The organism is Shewanella sp. MF08487 (assembly GCF_050848685.1).
GTDB classification, from domain to species: Bacteria; Pseudomonadota; Gammaproteobacteria; order Enterobacterales; family Shewanellaceae; genus Shewanella; species Shewanella glacialipiscicola.
In genome coordinates this window covers 1-15,949 of sequence record NZ_JBOZPB010000005.1, presented here as the reverse complement: position 1 = coordinate 15,949, position 15,949 = coordinate 1, and the positions used below count along the sequence as shown (strand labels likewise).

Here is a 15,949-nt window from a genome sequence, read left to right as displayed (position 1 = left end):
CGAGTTTACTCAGTGGTCTGAATGGGGCTCTACTGCACCATTTCATCGAGCTGAATTTACTCGTTTAGTTTTTTTGATTTAGAACGGCCGCAATTTTGCATTCAGCGAGTTATCAAGGTATAAACTGCGCGCTGGATATTATGCTAAAAAGGATCTCCATTGAAAAAATTACTTTATGTTGCACTGCTAATGGTGAGTGGCTCGAGCTGGGCAGGTTCTGATTTAGAAACCTCAGGCGATGTGCTGCATTTATTACTTCCCGCTACCGCTATGGGTGCAACTTTATTTTATGAAGACGGTTATGACGGCAGTTGGCAGTTAATTCAGGCTGCAGTTTCGAGTCGATTAATTGTTGAAGGTCTAAAATATGGCGTCAGTAAAGACCGCCCTGACGATAGTGGTGATGATTCGTTTCCATCGGGACATACCTCTGACAGTTTTATGGCCGCGACGTTTATTCAACAACGTTATGGCTGGCAATATGGTTTGCCTGCTTATGTTGCCGCATCTTATGTCGGCTATACCCGAGTGGCGAGCGACCAACATTATTTAGAAGATGTGTTAGCCGGCGCTGCGATTGGCGCACTTGCGGGTTGGTATTTTACCCAGCCCTATGACAGCATTACCTTAACGCCAGTCGCGGGTAATGGGGTGTATGGTTTGTATGTCAGTGGTCAGTTTTAAATATATTTTTAATCAAGGTTAATCGAGACTTTTATGAGTGAATTATCAGCTGCGTACCGTGAAACTGCCGAGCAGATTTCTTACAATGTCGCCAATAAAGTGCTGCCAATGGCAAAATTGCCAGAAGGATTATTAGTGGCGTATCAAGGATTGTGCGCCGAACTGTTAGAAGACCGAGAAGGCAAATTTGCTCAAGCTTGGGTGTCTTTACCCGCCAGCGCCCGTAATCTGATGGATCAAGCCGCATTTCATGGCTTTTATATCGCCAATGCTTGGCTACAACTGAGTCGTGTCGCTCAAGAAATTTCTGAACAAGCTGATAGCGATGGTGAAATTCAAGAACAAGAATATAACGGTATCTTTTTACGTTTAGCCGATGAGTCGCTCAAAGAAAGTTTACGCAAATTGAAAAAAGCGCGTACTGATCGCTCCATGCTTAATAGCTTTAAGCAGGTTATGGCGCCTTAGTGGTAGATTAAAAGAAAGCTTAAACTCAACATAAAAAGCCCCGTCACTTTACTGTGACGGGGCTTTTTTAACGCTTCTTGACTAAGCCAGTTTGTCGCTACTTAAGCGGGAACAAACAGATGGTTAGAATGAGGTGCGTTTATAACGACGGTATTCTGGACTCCAGAAATTGCCTTCAATTGATTGCTGCAATATCTCATCGCTCATTGGCAGCGTTAAACCTTGCTCTACCGCCACTTTACCAACAGCAAAGGCGATATGTTTACTTACTGCATGGATATCTTCAAGTTTTGGCAGTAATGGACCCGTACCATCAATTGCCAGTGGTGAGCACTCTGCTAATGCACGGCTTGAAGCCATTAACATGGCATCAGACACATGGCGTGCACCCGAGGCTAAAACCCCTAAGCCAATACCTGGGAAGATAAAGCTATTATTACACTGGGCAATCTCAAAGGTTTCACCATCAACAATCACAGGCTCGAACGGGCTACCCGTAGCCACTAATGCTTGGCCAGACGTCCAATGTAAGATGTCTTTAGGTGTTGCTTCAACACGGCTAGTGGGGTTTGACATGGGGAAAATAATCGGCCGAACACAATGGCTGTGCATAGCGCGAATAATTTCTTCGGTGAATAGACCCGGCACGCCAGATACGCCAATAAGGACGGTTGGCTTAATGTTGTGGACCACATCGAGCAGCGAAATATTATCGCTGAAATTGCTCCAGTTTTGAATATCATTACATTTTTGCGCTAACTTTTGCTGGAAGGGTAATAGGTTAGGCATGTTGTCTAACAATAAGCCCCAACGGTCAACCATACACACTTGCGTGCGAGCTTGTTCATCGCTGATGCCTTCTAACACCATTTGCGCCACAATAGCTTCGGCGATACCACAACCGGCGCTACCCGCACCGAGAAAAGCGATACGTTGTTGATTTAATTCTGTGCCAGCAGCTTTACAAGCGGCGAGTAAACAACCTACTGCCACCGCAGCTGTACCTTGAATATCATCGTTAAAGCAGCAATAGCGATCTTTATATCGCTCTAACAGCGGCATGGCATTCTTTTGAGCAAAGTCTTCAAATTGGATCAGTGTATCTGGCCAACGAACGTGTACAGCTTGCATAAAGGCTTCGATAAATTCGGCGTACTCTTCGCCGCCGATGCGCGGATGGCGCCAGCCCATATACATAGGATCATCTAACAGTTGCTGGTTATCGGTACCGACATCTAAGGTGATCGGCAAAGTATAGGCTGGGCTTATGCCGCCACAACTGGTGTAGAGTGATAGCTTACCGATAGGGATACCCATGCCGCCAATCCCTTGGTCGCCAAGGCCTAAAATGCGTTCACCGTCGGTAACAACGATAATTTTTACTTTTTGGCGAGTGGAGTTATTGAGGATGTCATCAATTCTATCTTTGTTTGGATAGGAGATAAATAAACCACGATTGCGGCGATAGTTTTTCGAGAAGCGTTCACAAGCCAAGCCGACAGTCGGGGTGTAGATGATCGGCATCATCTCACTGATATTATTTTGTACTAAACGATAAAATAGCGTTTCGTTAGTATCTTGAATGTTACGTAGGTAGATATGTTTATCGAGATCGTTAGTGAAACTTCTAAACTGGTCGTAGCCGCGAGAAGCTTGCTCCTCAATCGTTTCAATGGCATAGGGTACTAAGCCTTCGAGATTAAAGAAAATACGCTCTTCTTCAGAAAATGCACTGCCCTTGTTAATTAGCGGGGCTTCAAGAATGGCTGGTCCTGCAAACGGAAGATAGAGGGGGCGTTTATTATCGTCCATGGGTAACCTTTTAGTTATTGTTTAAGTGGTTCGATACGTGCTGTAAGTCACGTAAGGTTATCATGAAACGTGATCTTTGTTGTCCGATGAGCAAGGTATTTGTCATTTTTTTGCAGTAATCAAGAAGTGGGCTGTTTTAAACAAAAAAGCTCATGAGATGAGGCATTAAGAGGGCGTTATTGCTTGGGTGAAACTAAATATAAAAAACGCAGCCTTAGCTGCGTTTGATGTTAAAAGCGCGTGGCTTATTCAGCCAGCTTAAAGCCTAGCGTTAAACGCCGCGGTATTTGAGCGATAAACCGCGAACAAAGTTACGCAGGATTTGATCGCCACACTCTTTAAAGTTTTTGTGTTCTGGATTACGGAACAGAGCGCTGAGTTCAGACTTTGCCATTTGCACTTCGGCTAAGGTCAATACGGCAACAATATCCTCTTCACGCATTTCGAGGGCAACTCTGAGCTTTTTGAAGATTAAGTTGTTATTTAAACGTGCAACAGGTGCTGGAATTTCAGCCCCTTCACGTAAACCACGTTTTTCGATGATAAGACCATCTAAAAACTGACATAAGGTCGTGTCGTTACAAGCTTTATAACCTTCTTCCTCTTCTTTACGTAGAAGATCAATTATCTCTTCGACAGGCACTTCTCTTCCAGCTTTGGCAAAAATTTTAATCATTTTTGCATTGCTAAAATCAAACACGAAGCGCAAACGGCGCAAAATATCATTATTAATCATGGTCATCTCTTGGCGCGGCTGCGCTGTCTGGTTTAAGAGCGGCTATTATACTCTCAAATTAATGGGTTTATTTAATAAAAGCATACCAATAAACAAAAAGTGCAGCAAAAATCAGTAAATAACTCAGGCCAAACCAAGATAGTAGCTTCATCTTCGCGCCGTATCTATCGGCTTTGGGGAGCTGGCGACTGGTCATTAGACGGTAGTTTAACCAAGCAAAAATGACTGTGGTCATAAAGGCCAAGATCATAACAAACTCGAGTAGCGGTAACAGTGCGCCTTTAAAGAAGAGGATCAGCAATAAGCTAAAGGCACTGATAGCGAGCATGATCCCTGTGAGACGTTTGTCTGAACTGGTCTTTAAGGTGAGTAACTGCCAGCCCATATCTAAGGTACGGCTATAGCCATCGATCACTGTTACTGTTGTGCTGAAAATACACAGAAATGCCACAATACCAATAAGATAACGACTCTCGCCGCTCATCACTTGGCTGTAAAGATTAATCAATTGATTAGCAAACTGCGCGCCGGAATCTAAAAAGTGTTCGCCGCTGCCGTGCATCACTAAGGCGCCCAATGACAAAAACACGATCGCGAGGACTGCTGTGATGATGTAGCCTAAGTTAAAGTCGAGCAGTGCCTGCGCTTTCGTGACCGTCTGGCTTTTTTGTTTTTCGAGCAACCAGAGAGAATTCCAAGCGCTGACTTCAATCGGTGCTGGCATCCAACCCATCATGGCGACCAGAAATCCCACATGGGCCCATTGCCAAGGTGAAGGAGAGACAAAATTGCTCGCTAATGGCTGAGCATGATCCCAAGCCAAGGCAACAGCAATTAATGTGGTAAGTGTTAGAACAAACATGATGATTTTAGTGAGTTTATCGAGTAATTGATAATGCCCTAAAATTAATAAAGCCAATGAGCTCAACAAGACCAACAGCGCTAACCAATCGATAGGAAGCGGGATAAATTGAGTCAACATAGCAGCGGTTAGCATGCAAACCCCTGCCGTGCTAGCAACAGCGGCGATGACATTCAGTCCGGTAAATAGCTGTAAGTAACCTCGGCCTTGTTTAAGATAGCCGTGTAGTAAACTTTCCCCTGTGGCAGCGGTGTAGCGTGCGCCTGCGGCAAAGAAGGGATACTTAAGTAAATTAACCCCTAAAATAACCCAAGCTAATTGCCAGCCAAATTCGGCGCCCGCCCGAGTGGAGGCAACTAAATGGGATGCGCCAATTGCTGCTGCGGCCATAAGAATGCCTGGCCCCATGGCTTTAATGCCCAGAGTCAGGTGTGTCATCCAAGAGGATGAAGGAGAAGTTACCGAGGATTCAGTCATATCGTTATCAAAAATACCTGTTGAAAATTAATCTTAGGATTGGAATAAGCGCCGCTGCGCTCATGCTGGGTTAGTGGCCCAACCTTAAAGGTAAAGTGATGACACTCAAAGTCGTTTTATTCAATTTATCCGTTTAATTTTTGGCTGAGCAAGGCTTCAATGCGTTTTAGGCTTGCAGCCATCTCCACAACGTTTTGTAATAACGCATTATCAGGCTGCACCGAGGGAATTGTTGGATGCAATGTCTGAGCAAGACGTTCTTTTTGTTCTAATACGCGGGTTCTAAACTGGGGCGCATCAACAATGCCAATTAAGCTTATCAAGGCGCCAGTGCCCGATTGCCCTGCGGTTTCTACCGTGAGTTTATGTAGCCCAAATAGACGCATAATTGGGCCTTGGATCAATGCCATATCGGTAATTTTATCCAAAGGTACAGTGTTTTCGGTACGAGTTAATATTCCACGGCACACAATCAACTTATTACTGGTGAGCTGGGCACTCATATTACTAATATAACGGCGAGTCCCCCACAGTCCTATCGGAAACCAAAGCAATAACAAAGGAATACCGACTATGCTGAGGCTGAAATAAGCGGCCCCAGAAAGCAACCAATACCAGCCTAAATTAGCTTCAAACTCCGCTTGATGAATAATACTTTCTTGCATACGACCTCTTTATTCTCGTTATTAAAATATGATGATTTACGACCAGATATCACTTAAAGGCTCTGAGTTCTTTCTCAGTTTGTTAGTAGAGAACGTGTCCTGTTTTAACATGTAATAAAAGTATCACTTCTACTTTTATCTGATTGACTTTCTCTTGTAACTCATTATCTTACTTGTTGTTAATTTAAAGTTAAATAAAAGTTAACTTTGGTTTTATAAAATAATTAAAACAAGGGATGTGTATGAAAAGACCTCAGATTTTACCCAGTGCTTGTGCCATTGCCATTGCTATGTCATTAGCCCCTACAGTAGTCCAAGCCGCTGACGGTGTTGAAAAAGTTGAACGTATTGAAGTAACAGGCTCTCGTATTAAACGTACCGATATCGAAGGCCCATCACCGATTCAATCCATTAGCAAAGACGATATTGCTAATATGGGATTTGATAATTTACAGCAATTACTCGAGCGTATGCCGGCGAACGGTGCTGGCGCGTTTTCTACCCGAGGAAACAGTCAAGATTCTACGGCTAACGGTGGTGCATCCATTAGTTTACGTGGCTTAGGCCCTGATGCGACCTTAGTCTTGATTAACGGCCGCCGTGTTGCGGCGAGTGCTTTTGCCGAAGGCATTACTAATTCATTTGTTGATATCAATAATATTCCCGTTTCAGCTATCGAACGTATCGACATTCTTAAGGACGGTGCATCGGCTATTTATGGCTCTGATGCTATTGCGGGTGTGGTTAACATTATCCTCAAAAAAGACATTGAAGGCATTGAGGTCAGCCTTGGTTTAGGCGACAGCTCTGGTACGGATTATGGCGAAAAAACCGCGAGTGTCGTATGGGGAACTAAGTCCGAAAAAGGCAATGCATCGATTATTCTCGATTATTTTAAAAATGATACTTTGGCTGCAACTGACTTAGGCCGTTTTGGGGTTTCAAACCAATCACCTTATGGGGGTGAGGACTTTAGATCTTCCCGTGGTTTCCCTGGTTATTTCTATGTAGATGGGGTGAAAACCATCGATCCAGCTTGTCCTGCTGATAGTGCAACTGCGAGCGGCAGTTGTTTATTTGAATATGGTTCATATAACTTGGTGATCCCATCCGCTGAACGTGTCGGTGCTATTGGTCAATTTGATTACCATTTCAATGATGATTTAACTGCCTTCCTTGAATTAGCGGCTCAGCACAACACCTCAGAAGCGGGCGGTGCACCAACGCCTCTTGATGAAGATGCTGGATTAACGGTTCCCGGTAGTCACCCAAATAATCCTTGGGGCAAAGATATTGAAATCGGCCGTTTTCGTACCGTTGATGCGGGCGCGCGACGTTGGGATATCGAATCTGACAGCTTACGTTTAGTGGCGGGTTTACGTGGTGTCGTAAAGGAGTGGGATTGGGAAGCTTCTGTTCAAAAAGGTCGTAGTGAGTCAACTCAAACGGGTGATCGTAGCCAAGGTTGGGTAAGAACCGATTACTTACAACGTGAAATTGATGCCGGTCGTTATAACCCATTTGGTGGCGCGATTAACTCACCAGAAGTGATTGATGCCATTACGACTAGCTTAGTGCGCCAAGGCCTGTCGAATATGACGTCTTATGCGGCTAATATCTCTGGTCAAGCGTTTACCCTAGGTGGTCGCGACATTATGATGGCGGCCGGAGCTGAATATCGCGAAGAAGATGTAAGTGATGTGCCGGATGAGCAATTCCAACGTGGATTGATTTTTGGTACTGAGGCGGTTTCTGCTGCAGCATCCCGTGAGCAATATGCGGCTTATATGGAATTATCTATTCCGATAACCGATAACTTCGAACTGCAACTAGCGGGTCGATATGACCATTACAGTGATTTTGGTTCAACGACTAACCCTAAGGTTGCTTTCCAATGGGGCGTGTCTGATGAGTTAACAGCTCGCGCTTCTTGGTCTACGGGTTTTCGTGCACCATCTTTAGCACAAATTGGCCTAGGTCCATCTCGTGAAAGTAGTTTCTTTATAGATACTTACCGCTGCGCTGCCGATAATGTGGATTGTGAGGCTTTAGATTACAACACTGAATTTGAAGGCAACTCAGATCTTGATGCTGAAGAGTCTGAGACGTGGAACGTTGGTATGATCTGGGCACCAAGCCAGAAGTTTGATGTGGGTTTTGATATCTTTAGCATTACGCAAGATAACAAAATTGATAAACAACCATTAGGCGATATCTATACTGCAAATTGTAACGATCAAAGTAGCACTGTGTGTGAGCGTTTAACACCGCAGGCGGGGCAAACTCTAGGTCCGATTAGTATCATCCATTCAAGCTTTGTAAACTTAAGCTCTCAAGATGTACAAGGGATGGACGTATCTAGCCATTATGGTTTTGAGCTAGATAGCTATGGCGATTTAAAATTCGGTCTAGAGTACAGTTACTTACATAACTTCGAAAAAGACGGCTTAGATTACACTGGCGAATATAAGTTTCCTCAACATCGTTGGTTACTCACTACTAACTGGACTATGGACAACTTTGGCGCCAACATTAATCTAAGTTATATCGGTGAGTTTGAAGATACTCCCGATATCGATTTTGATGGTGTACTCGATTTTGAAAGCAATAAGTCGCGTACTATTGATGCGCAATTGTTGGTAGATATGTCAGGTACTTACCGCTTCAATGACATGTTCAAGCTCACTTTAGGCGTGAACAACGTCTTTGACGAAGAGCCACCATTTGCCATTGGTGATGGTGATACTGACCTTTACGGCTATGTGATTTCAGTACATAACCCAATGGGACGCTACGTTTACACTAAATTCACCATGAATTTCTAAATGATGAATCAAAGATCTTAATGTTAAACGGCGCCGATTAAAGGCGCCGTTTTTGTATGCAGAGCAATATACATTGCAACTTATAGCGTAAAATACAGATTTTCATAAAAATTAGTTTGCTATGAAATCCATTAATAACGAATAACTTATCTGACAATTTATGTTAGATATAAAAAAGCAGCATGATTGCTGCTTTTTAGTGTTGTATAGGTCTGAATTAAAGCTGCGTAGCGGCCCATTTAGCACGACTTTCGCGGCTTTCGCTCATTTTGGTCGGTTCACGGAAGGCTTTATAGGCCTCCACGTCCAGTGCGACTAAGCTCACATCGACTTCTAAGACCAGTTTGCACTCTTTCTTGATGCGCCAAGCTGCCGTGTTGTACAGCTCAGTAAAAGGTAGTGAACTTAAGAATTCGGGGTTGTATTGTGTGTAAACCGCTTGAGTGGGGTAGACCACGAAGGCTAAGTGACGCTTAGGTTCTTTCTTAAATAGTTCTTCGATACCATCGCAGGTGTTAAGCACTTGCATCTCAATGATGTCATCAATATCAAGCAGTTTCTTTTGCGCCAGCTCAGGTGCCGCTTGTTCGCTACTTTCCCAGGCTAATACATCGGCTTCGCTATGGTTAGTTAGCGTGCCAACTTGAGCCGCACTTAAGCTCAATGATTGGCGTAAGTAGCTCATTTCGATGGCATTCAAGCCAATGTTTTTAGACATAATCGTGTTCTCAATGCAGTGAAAGTAAAATTAGTATTTAATCTTTAGCCAGATTTCTTCAACCCATTCCCAGAACGACTCCCAATAGATATCGGTAAAGCCGCCGTTTTTCCAGAAATGCACTTGGCCATCTTGGTCGATACAGTAAAAGGCATCGCCCTGCTGACAAATGGCAATCATGTCCCTTGGCATGCCAATAGACCAAGCATAGCAAGTGACTTCAGGTAGATAGGTGTGCGAGTAGGGATCCGATGCTGTTACTGGCTCTATCGTGCCGTAAATCACATCACTGGCATACAACAGGTATTCTTTTAGCTCCCTTGGCAATGAAATCAGGATTTGCTCTTCGACTTCGACGAGCTGCTCAAATGTGGGTAATTCGAGTGGCACTGGCACAGTTTCGCTGCGTTCTTGGAGTTGCTCAATAATGTCGTGCATGGCATTTCCTGCTGATAGGGCTATGGCGCGGGATTATATACTTAAAAAGACGTTCGATGCGAGAGAGTGCTTTTTTCAGCTTATTTTTAAGATGATTTTTTAGGCACTGTAAATATAAAAAAAGCGCTGGCACCTTTGCGGGAGACCAGCGCAACAGTGGAAACGATTGCGGGTTAAGCGACTGAGACTCTTAATAAGCTGGCTTCATCGACCCGTTTATAGTTAAGCCATGCTTTGTGGTACAGCTTGTGTGATTCTTGTCGTAATTTAGCAATCTGCGCGAGTTCAAACTCACTGAGTAACCTTTGCTGTTTACGGGCATTAGCTTCAATCGTCTGCACTTTTTCATATACCTTGTGCTCTGGGCCGTTTTTGATATCGGCGATATCCTGCAAATGCAATTGCACCTCGGCAATCATGCCCGATTGGGGTAAACGTACCAGCAAGTTGAGATCGCGATAGCCAGATGCTTTGGGTTCGGCAAAGCGGTTCTTTTGCTTCACCACTTGGGTCTGTTCGTTCAAGGCTTGGTAAGCCTGCATGAGATCTTGAATGCTGTCGGTCACGATACTTGCCCTTGCCAGGTCGGTAATTTGGCTGGCATCACCGTTAAATTTTGTCGCCACTTTATCGGCAGCTCTTTGATAACTCTTCACCGGAGGAATAATCACTTGCGTCTGTGAATGATGGGTAATTCGGGTAAGCAACTGAGCCAGTTCAGCCTGAGCATCATAGGCTTGGTGATGGAGAACGGATAAGTCATTCGAGGTTTGACGAGGCGCATCAAAGGTCTGACTGCTGAGTGCGTATAGACCTTGTAGATCGTGGCTTGATGCCTGTCTTGCACTGTAATTACCACGTTCTGTTTTTGTGTCACTGACGTCGAGAGAATTTGCTACACCAGCGCGGCTCGATAATAAGAGTAGAAAAATAAAAAAGGTACGAAATAACTTAGTCATGCGGCCTACTTCCTTATGGGTGAGTTGTACAGGTCACCCATCCACCATAGGCTTCTTTTGCTTAATTAAAGCTGAATCAATCATTAAGACTTGTTCATCTTGCGCATGGGGCTCACATTCATCACTCAGGATTGAGGAGTTTAGCCAAATAAAAATGGCGCCACCTGTGACAGTGAGCGCCATTGTTGTTGCTCAGCTTATGCAGCCGAGTGGCGATTTAAATCTGGCTTACCAAATTTTTACACGTTTTTCTGGTGCGATATACATAGCATCACCGGGTTTCACATCATATGTGGTGTAGAACTCTGGCATGTTAGATAGTGCACCCAGTGCGCGGAATTCCGCAGGTGAGTGTGGATCGGTCGCTACGCGGTTACGCATGGCTTCTTCTTTGGCTTTTGCGCGCCAAATTTGCGTGAAGCCGATGAAGAAACGTTGATCGCCCGTTAAGCCATCGATGACCGGCGCTTCTTGACCGTTAAGCGATTTCTTATAAGCACGATAAGCGATAGTCACACCTGACAAGTCACCAATATTCTCACCTAGCGTTAAACCACCGTTGACGTGCAAATCGTCAAACACAAAGTAACCGTCGTATTGTGCAATCAGCGCTTGGCCGCGGGCAGAGAACTCTTTCAAGTCTTGCTCAGTCCACCAGTCACGCATGTTGCCTTCGCCATCGAACTTAGCACCTTGATCGTCAAAACCATGGCCCATTTCGTGGCCGATTACCGCACCAATACCACCGTAGTTGACTGCATCATCAGCCGCCAAATTGAAGAATGGTGGTTGCAGAATTGCCGCAGGGAAGACGATTTCGTTCATGGTTGGGTTGTAGTAAGCGTTAACCGTTTGTGGCGTCATGTGCCATTCGTCTTTATCGATTGGTGCGCCCAGTTTGGCTAATGATTTAGCATGTTCAACTTCGCTGGCACGCATAGCGTTACCGACTAAGTCGTCTGCCTTTATAGTTAGCTTACTGTAATCTTCCCACTTGTTCGGGTAACCGATTTTCGGGTTGAATTTTGCTAATTTATCCGCCGCAGCCACTTTAGTACTGTCGCTCATCCAAGCTAATTCTTTGATGCTGTCGCCGTAAGCACCACGCAGGTTTTCAACCAGTGCTTGCATACGGTCTTTGGCTTCTGGAGTGAAGTGACGTTTGACATACACTTTACCCACGACTTCACCAAGAACGCCATTGACGGCTGCAACGCCACGCTTCCAACGAGGTTCTTGTTCTTCTTGACCGTTTAAGGTTTTAGAGAAGAAAGCGAAGTTTTCATTGTCTAACGCTTCACTCAGATTGCTCGCCGCGTGCGTCAGCACTTGCCATTGCATATAGGTTTTCCAAGTGGCTAACTCAGTCGTTTTTAAAACTTCGTTTAACCCTTGGATATAGCTAGGTTGGTTAACGATGATATCGGTTTGCTTGTCAGCGCCAAGAGCAGCTAAGTAGCCAGCCCAATCGATATCCGGTGCCAGTGTTGGCAGATCTTTGACTTGATATAGATTGTAGGTTTTCGTGCTGTCACGGTTTTCAACCACATCCCAATGTTTAGCAGCAATGGCGGTTTCTAACGCTAAAATAGCTTCAGCACTGGCTTTAGGGTTAGCAAGACCCGCAAGGGTAAACATTTTTTCGATATGGGCGACATATGCCTTACGGATATTAACGAAGCGTTCTGATTCGTTAAAGTAGTAGTCTTTTTCTGGCAGGCTTAGGCCATATTGATAGAGATGCGTTGCGTAACGGCTAGAGTTTTTCGCATCGATATCGATATAAAATGCTATTGGAGTACCCGCGCCAGCGATTTGGCTGTGAGCGAAGTACTTCACTAATTCATTCTTATCTTTTAAGGCATTAATAGCATCAAATTCGCCTTGGATTGGTGTGACTCCCAGTTTATTGAGTGTCTCTGTATCCATAAACGAACGATATAAATCGGCCACTTTTTGCTCGTCTGTACCAACGGCGAGATTGGGCGTTGCAGCCACTTCTTCGATAATGACTTTTACGTCGTCACGTGATTTTTCACGTAAATCGTAGAAAGCGCCAATGCTAGTGCGATCGGCTGGGATCTCAGTATTTTTTAGCCAAGTGCCGTTAACGTATTTATAGAAGTCGTCTTGTGGACGAATCGCTTTATCAAAATTAGCAAATTCAATTCCAGAACCTAGTGCTTGAGTTACTGCCGCTGCGGTGGCTGTTTTAGCCGTTTCAGGTGCTTTAACCTCGGCAGGCTTGTCATTACAGGCAGTCAGGCCTGCGATAAGTGAGGCACACAGTCCCCCAATAAGTACTTTTCTCATGTTGTTTCCTTCGGGTTTATTATTGTGCCCATTATTGGGGCTGTTATTTTGGCAAAATGGGATTGCTTCAGGCGTAATGAATCGTATGTTAATGCTTTAGTGTGAGTTGAAACAAGATCATTACTCTTTATATCGTGGGATTAACTTGAGTCATATGTAACTAAAGGTTACCAATTAGATGATTGATATGACTCTAGGTAACACTAGCGTATGCAAGCTATTTCAGGTTAGCGAGCATTTAGTCCGACATTTTAAAATAGGTTAGCTCAGTTGCTTAATTGGTTTAGCAGGATTACCTACCACGACGCTCTTCGCGGCGACATTTTTTGTCACTACGGCGCCAGCACCGATAATCGCATCATCACCAATACTGACTCCCGGCATTATGATTGCGCCGCCGCCAATCCATACTCGTTTACCTACGTTAATGGCTTTTGCGGTTTCTAAACCTGAACAACGCAGCTTGGCATCAAGCGGATGACTCGAGGTGTAAAACTGGGCATTAGGGCCAACCATCGTTTGTTCACCAATCACAATAGGCGCGTTATCCTGCAAGGTGACATTCATATTAATAAACACCTTATCGGCAAGGGTGAGGTTGAGGCCGTAACTGATAAAAATAGGCGTAGATATTGTCGCCGTTGATGATTTATGGGGAATGAGTTGTTGGCAGAGTTGAGCGTAATCTTGATTATCTTGCTCAATCATTTGATTTAATTGTCGATTTAGTCGTTGTTGCTGAGCTCTTAAACTTAATAGTTCGCCGGCAAAGCAATCATATTCTTGGCCAGTGATCATCTTTTGGTATTCTGTCATGTCATTTCTCCCTTAACGACAGCTAATAATTCTTACTGGAGGCATCGCTTGGCAGTAGCAATGTTTTGCCCTTTGAAGTGGTCGGCCTCATAATATGGCAGTTTTCTTTATTGAAGTTGAGTATTAACGTGCGTTTAGACAAATTTATCTGTGAGAGTACCTCACTAACTCGCTCATTAGCGAAAAAAGCCCTGCATCGCGGTGACATTACTTGCGATGGTGTGGTTGTTAAAGATTCGGGCTTTAAAGTGAGTGAAGCTATGCACGTTTGCCTTGAGGGCGAACGGATAGCATTAGTGGGCGTGCGTTATTTGATGCTTAATAAACCAGTCGATACGATTTGCTCAACGATTGATGAGACCTATCCTTCGGTATTGAGTTTACTCGATGTACCAAAGCCTGAAACCTTGCACATTGCCGGCCGTTTAGATGCTGATACCACAGGGCTTGTGCTCATCACGACTGACGGCCAGTGGTCACACAAAGTCACCTCACCTAAAAAAGAGTGCGCCAAACGTTACTTAGTGCAACTGGCCGATCCGGTTGATGCTAGCTTAATTGCGCTATTTGCTGCGGGTGTTGAATTACGCGGTGAGGATGGTTTAACAAAGCCTGCGCTATTGGAGATTATTGAGCCGCAATTAGTGCGCTTAACCATCACCGAAGGTAAGTACCATCAAGTGAAACGTATGTTTGCCGCTGTGGGTAATCACGTGGCAGATTTGCACCGTGAAAGCATTGGGCAAATTGAATTAGACCCCTCCTTAGCACTGGGTGAATGGCGATATTTGACGGCTGAAGAAATCGCATCTGTCTAATTTATCGTTCAAGTTCGCTAACTTGATATAACAATGCCGCCCGAGTGTTACTCGTGGCGGCATTTTTGTGTGCTAAAAGCTGGAGTGATTACCGCTTTTTTAGTGTCAGTTCGCCACTGATGGTATTCATTTTTACCTTGGCAGCGCCTGAGCCAGTTTGGAATACAAGCTCTGAACGTGGTGCATATTTTTGTTTTTCAGGCTTATCTTGGATTAACGCGTTATTGATTTTTCCACTAGGGCCGCCATTTAAATCAAAGCTAGCATCGGGCATATCAACAAAAGTCAGCATAATATCGCCACTAACACTGTCTAAATTGGCTTTTGTAAGATTTTTTGCCAGTGATATTTGCACGTCGCCACTGACCGTTTTGAGGGTGACTTCCTTGGCAACACTCAAGTTTGCATTCACTTCACCAGAGACCTGTTCAATTGTGACCTTTTCGGCCCGAGATTGACTAGTTAAATCACCGCTCACGAGACGATAGCTAATTTCACCTTGACTATCAGTATCTTGAATCATGCCCGATACGGTTTCTAATTGGATTTTACCGTCAACGGCTTCGGCGCTGATATTGCCACTTATAGTATTTAACTCGAGTTCACCTTTTATGTCCGTGAGTTGCAAATTAGCAGAGACGGTATCGGCACTGAGTTTTACTGTTTTTGGCACTTTAATGGTGAGCTGCGAGCCAGTGTTAATCTTGCTATTGTAGTGGCGGGGCATTTTGTCTTCGATATTAAGATTATTTCCCTGTTGCTCGAATATAAAACCTTCGCTCAATTCATCCAATGTACCGCTAACGCTGACTTCGTTTTTATCCCAAGTTTGAATGGTTACATCCCCACGTTGGACTTTTATTTGCAGTTGAACATCATGGCCTATGCTGAGTTTTTTATCGATGCTTTGCGCTGCGAACACATTGGCTATCAGGCTTAAATAAAGCATCGAAATGAATAGGCTAGTATTAGTCAAATTGAGGTGACTCATAGGGCGTGTTTCCTTGTATTGAGTTTTAAGTCGTTAATTTTTGAGCCTATAGCAAGAGGTCTAGTTCACGTTGCAGTACCCAAAGCCAGAGTGAGCAAAGTTGTTAGTTGGATTTGTTCGTTATGCTTGGTCAATCCGTGTTGTCTTGGCTTACTAAGATAATTCGTTTGAAGTCGAATATTGCGCTATCGAGTGGCAGGAACCCTGCGGTCATCATAGTATCCTGCCATAATAATGGAGCAGGGCGGGATTAAGCTTTGTTAAATCTCTTAACCAAAGAAAATCTCGCGCCTAAAATCGTCATTCCATGCTGCCTTTCTTATCTTGGTTGGTTTACTGGCTTTTAGCGGATGCTGCTCTAAAAGGT

At 44.3% G+C, this 15,949-nt stretch carries 15 protein-coding genes; 4 read left to right on the top strand and 11 right to left on the bottom strand.

Features of this window, described 5'->3' with window-relative positions; all coding sequences use genetic code 11:
- Positions 1 to 159: 159 nt before the first annotated feature.
- Complete coding sequence (locus ACRN9H_RS04965; protein WP_432312702.1) at positions 160 to 684, top strand: phosphatase PAP2 family protein; 525 nt, start codon at positions 160 to 162, stop codon at positions 682 to 684.
- 33 nt (positions 685 to 717) lie between these two features.
- Positions 718 to 1,152 (top strand): DUF3069 domain-containing protein, encoded by a 435-nt coding sequence (locus ACRN9H_RS04960; RefSeq protein ID WP_432312701.1) that lies wholly within the window; start codon positions 718 to 720, stop codon positions 1,150 to 1,152.
- A 123-nt stretch (positions 1,153 to 1,275) separates the two neighbouring features.
- On the opposite strand, the gene ACRN9H_RS04955 is transcribed toward ACRN9H_RS04960, so the two are convergent.
- From ACRN9H_RS04955 to ACRN9H_RS04940, 4 genes are all read right to left on the bottom strand, one after another.
- Positions 1,276 to 2,964: an NAD-dependent malic enzyme gene (locus ACRN9H_RS04955; RefSeq protein WP_432312700.1), complete on the bottom strand. Its 1,689-nt coding sequence runs from the start codon at positions 2,962 to 2,964 to the stop codon at positions 1,276 to 1,278.
- A gap of 271 nt (positions 2,965 to 3,235) precedes the next feature.
- Positions 3,236 to 3,700 carry a DUF1456 family protein gene (locus ACRN9H_RS04950; RefSeq protein WP_246611737.1) on the bottom strand — a complete coding sequence of 155 codons (465 nt, stop codon included), beginning with the start codon at positions 3,698 to 3,700 and terminating at the stop codon, positions 3,236 to 3,238.
- A gap of 67 nt (positions 3,701 to 3,767) precedes the next feature.
- Positions 3,768 to 5,039 (bottom strand): Nramp family divalent metal transporter, encoded by a 1,272-nt coding sequence (locus tag ACRN9H_RS04945; RefSeq protein ID WP_432312699.1) that lies wholly within the window; start codon positions 5,037 to 5,039, stop codon positions 3,768 to 3,770.
- Positions 5,040 to 5,164: 125 nt separating this feature from the next.
- A complete protein-coding gene (locus ACRN9H_RS04940; protein ID WP_432312698.1) occupies positions 5,165 to 5,704 on the bottom strand; it encodes a PH domain-containing protein in 540 nt (179 codons plus the stop codon).
- Positions 5,705 to 5,946: 242 nt separating this feature from the next.
- Between ACRN9H_RS04940 and ACRN9H_RS04935 the strand changes: the two genes are divergently transcribed.
- Positions 5,947 to 8,529 carry a TonB-dependent receptor gene (locus ACRN9H_RS04935; protein WP_263187583.1) on the top strand — a complete coding sequence of 861 codons (2,583 nt, stop codon included), beginning with the start codon at positions 5,947 to 5,949 and terminating at the stop codon, positions 8,527 to 8,529.
- Between the two features lie 217 nt (positions 8,530 to 8,746).
- Here the strand turns inward: ACRN9H_RS04935 and ACRN9H_RS04930 are convergent, their stop codons facing one another.
- The 6 genes from ACRN9H_RS04930 to ACRN9H_RS04905 all read right to left on the bottom strand — a co-directional run bounded on the left by ACRN9H_RS04930 (position 8,747) and on the right by ACRN9H_RS04905 (position 13,773).
- Positions 8,747 to 9,247: a DUF4447 family protein gene (locus ACRN9H_RS04930; RefSeq protein WP_432312697.1), complete on the bottom strand. Its 501-nt coding sequence runs from the start codon at positions 9,245 to 9,247 to the stop codon at positions 8,747 to 8,749.
- 30 nt (positions 9,248 to 9,277) lie between these two features.
- A complete protein-coding gene (locus ACRN9H_RS04925; RefSeq protein ID WP_011845817.1) occupies positions 9,278 to 9,685 on the bottom strand; it encodes an SMI1/KNR4 family protein in 408 nt (135 codons plus the stop codon).
- A 173-nt stretch (positions 9,686 to 9,858) separates the two neighbouring features.
- Positions 9,859 to 10,644 (bottom strand): RelA/SpoT domain-containing protein, encoded by a 786-nt coding sequence (locus tag ACRN9H_RS04920; RefSeq protein ID WP_432312696.1) that lies wholly within the window; start codon positions 10,642 to 10,644, stop codon positions 9,859 to 9,861.
- Positions 10,645 to 10,677: 33 nt separating this feature from the next.
- The gene (locus tag ACRN9H_RS04915) at positions 10,678 to 10,827 is read right to left on the bottom strand and encodes a hypothetical protein (RefSeq protein ID WP_432312694.1); all 150 of its coding nucleotides are present in this window, start codon (positions 10,825 to 10,827) and stop codon (positions 10,678 to 10,680) included.
- A 45-nt stretch (positions 10,828 to 10,872) separates the two neighbouring features.
- Positions 10,873 to 12,957 (bottom strand): M13 family metallopeptidase, encoded by a 2,085-nt coding sequence (locus ACRN9H_RS04910; protein ID WP_432312693.1) that lies wholly within the window; start codon positions 12,955 to 12,957, stop codon positions 10,873 to 10,875.
- A 261-nt stretch (positions 12,958 to 13,218) separates the two neighbouring features.
- The gene (locus tag ACRN9H_RS04905) at positions 13,219 to 13,773 is read right to left on the bottom strand and encodes a sugar O-acetyltransferase (RefSeq protein ID WP_432312692.1); all 555 of its coding nucleotides are present in this window, start codon (positions 13,771 to 13,773) and stop codon (positions 13,219 to 13,221) included.
- A 65-nt stretch (positions 13,774 to 13,838) separates the two neighbouring features.
- On the opposite strand from ACRN9H_RS04905, the gene rsuA reads away from it, so the two are divergent.
- Positions 13,839 to 14,591, top strand: a complete 753-nt coding sequence (gene rsuA / locus ACRN9H_RS04900) for a 16S rRNA pseudouridine(516) synthase RsuA (RefSeq protein WP_432312691.1) — start codon at positions 13,839 to 13,841, stop codon at positions 14,589 to 14,591.
- Between the two features lie 88 nt (positions 14,592 to 14,679).
- On the opposite strand, the gene ACRN9H_RS04895 is transcribed toward rsuA, so the two are convergent.
- On the bottom strand, positions 14,680 to 15,582 hold the full coding sequence (locus ACRN9H_RS04895) for a DUF4097 family beta strand repeat-containing protein (protein WP_432312690.1): 903 nt from the start codon (positions 15,580 to 15,582) through the stop codon (positions 14,680 to 14,682).
- Between the last annotated feature and the right edge of the window lie 367 nt (positions 15,583 to 15,949).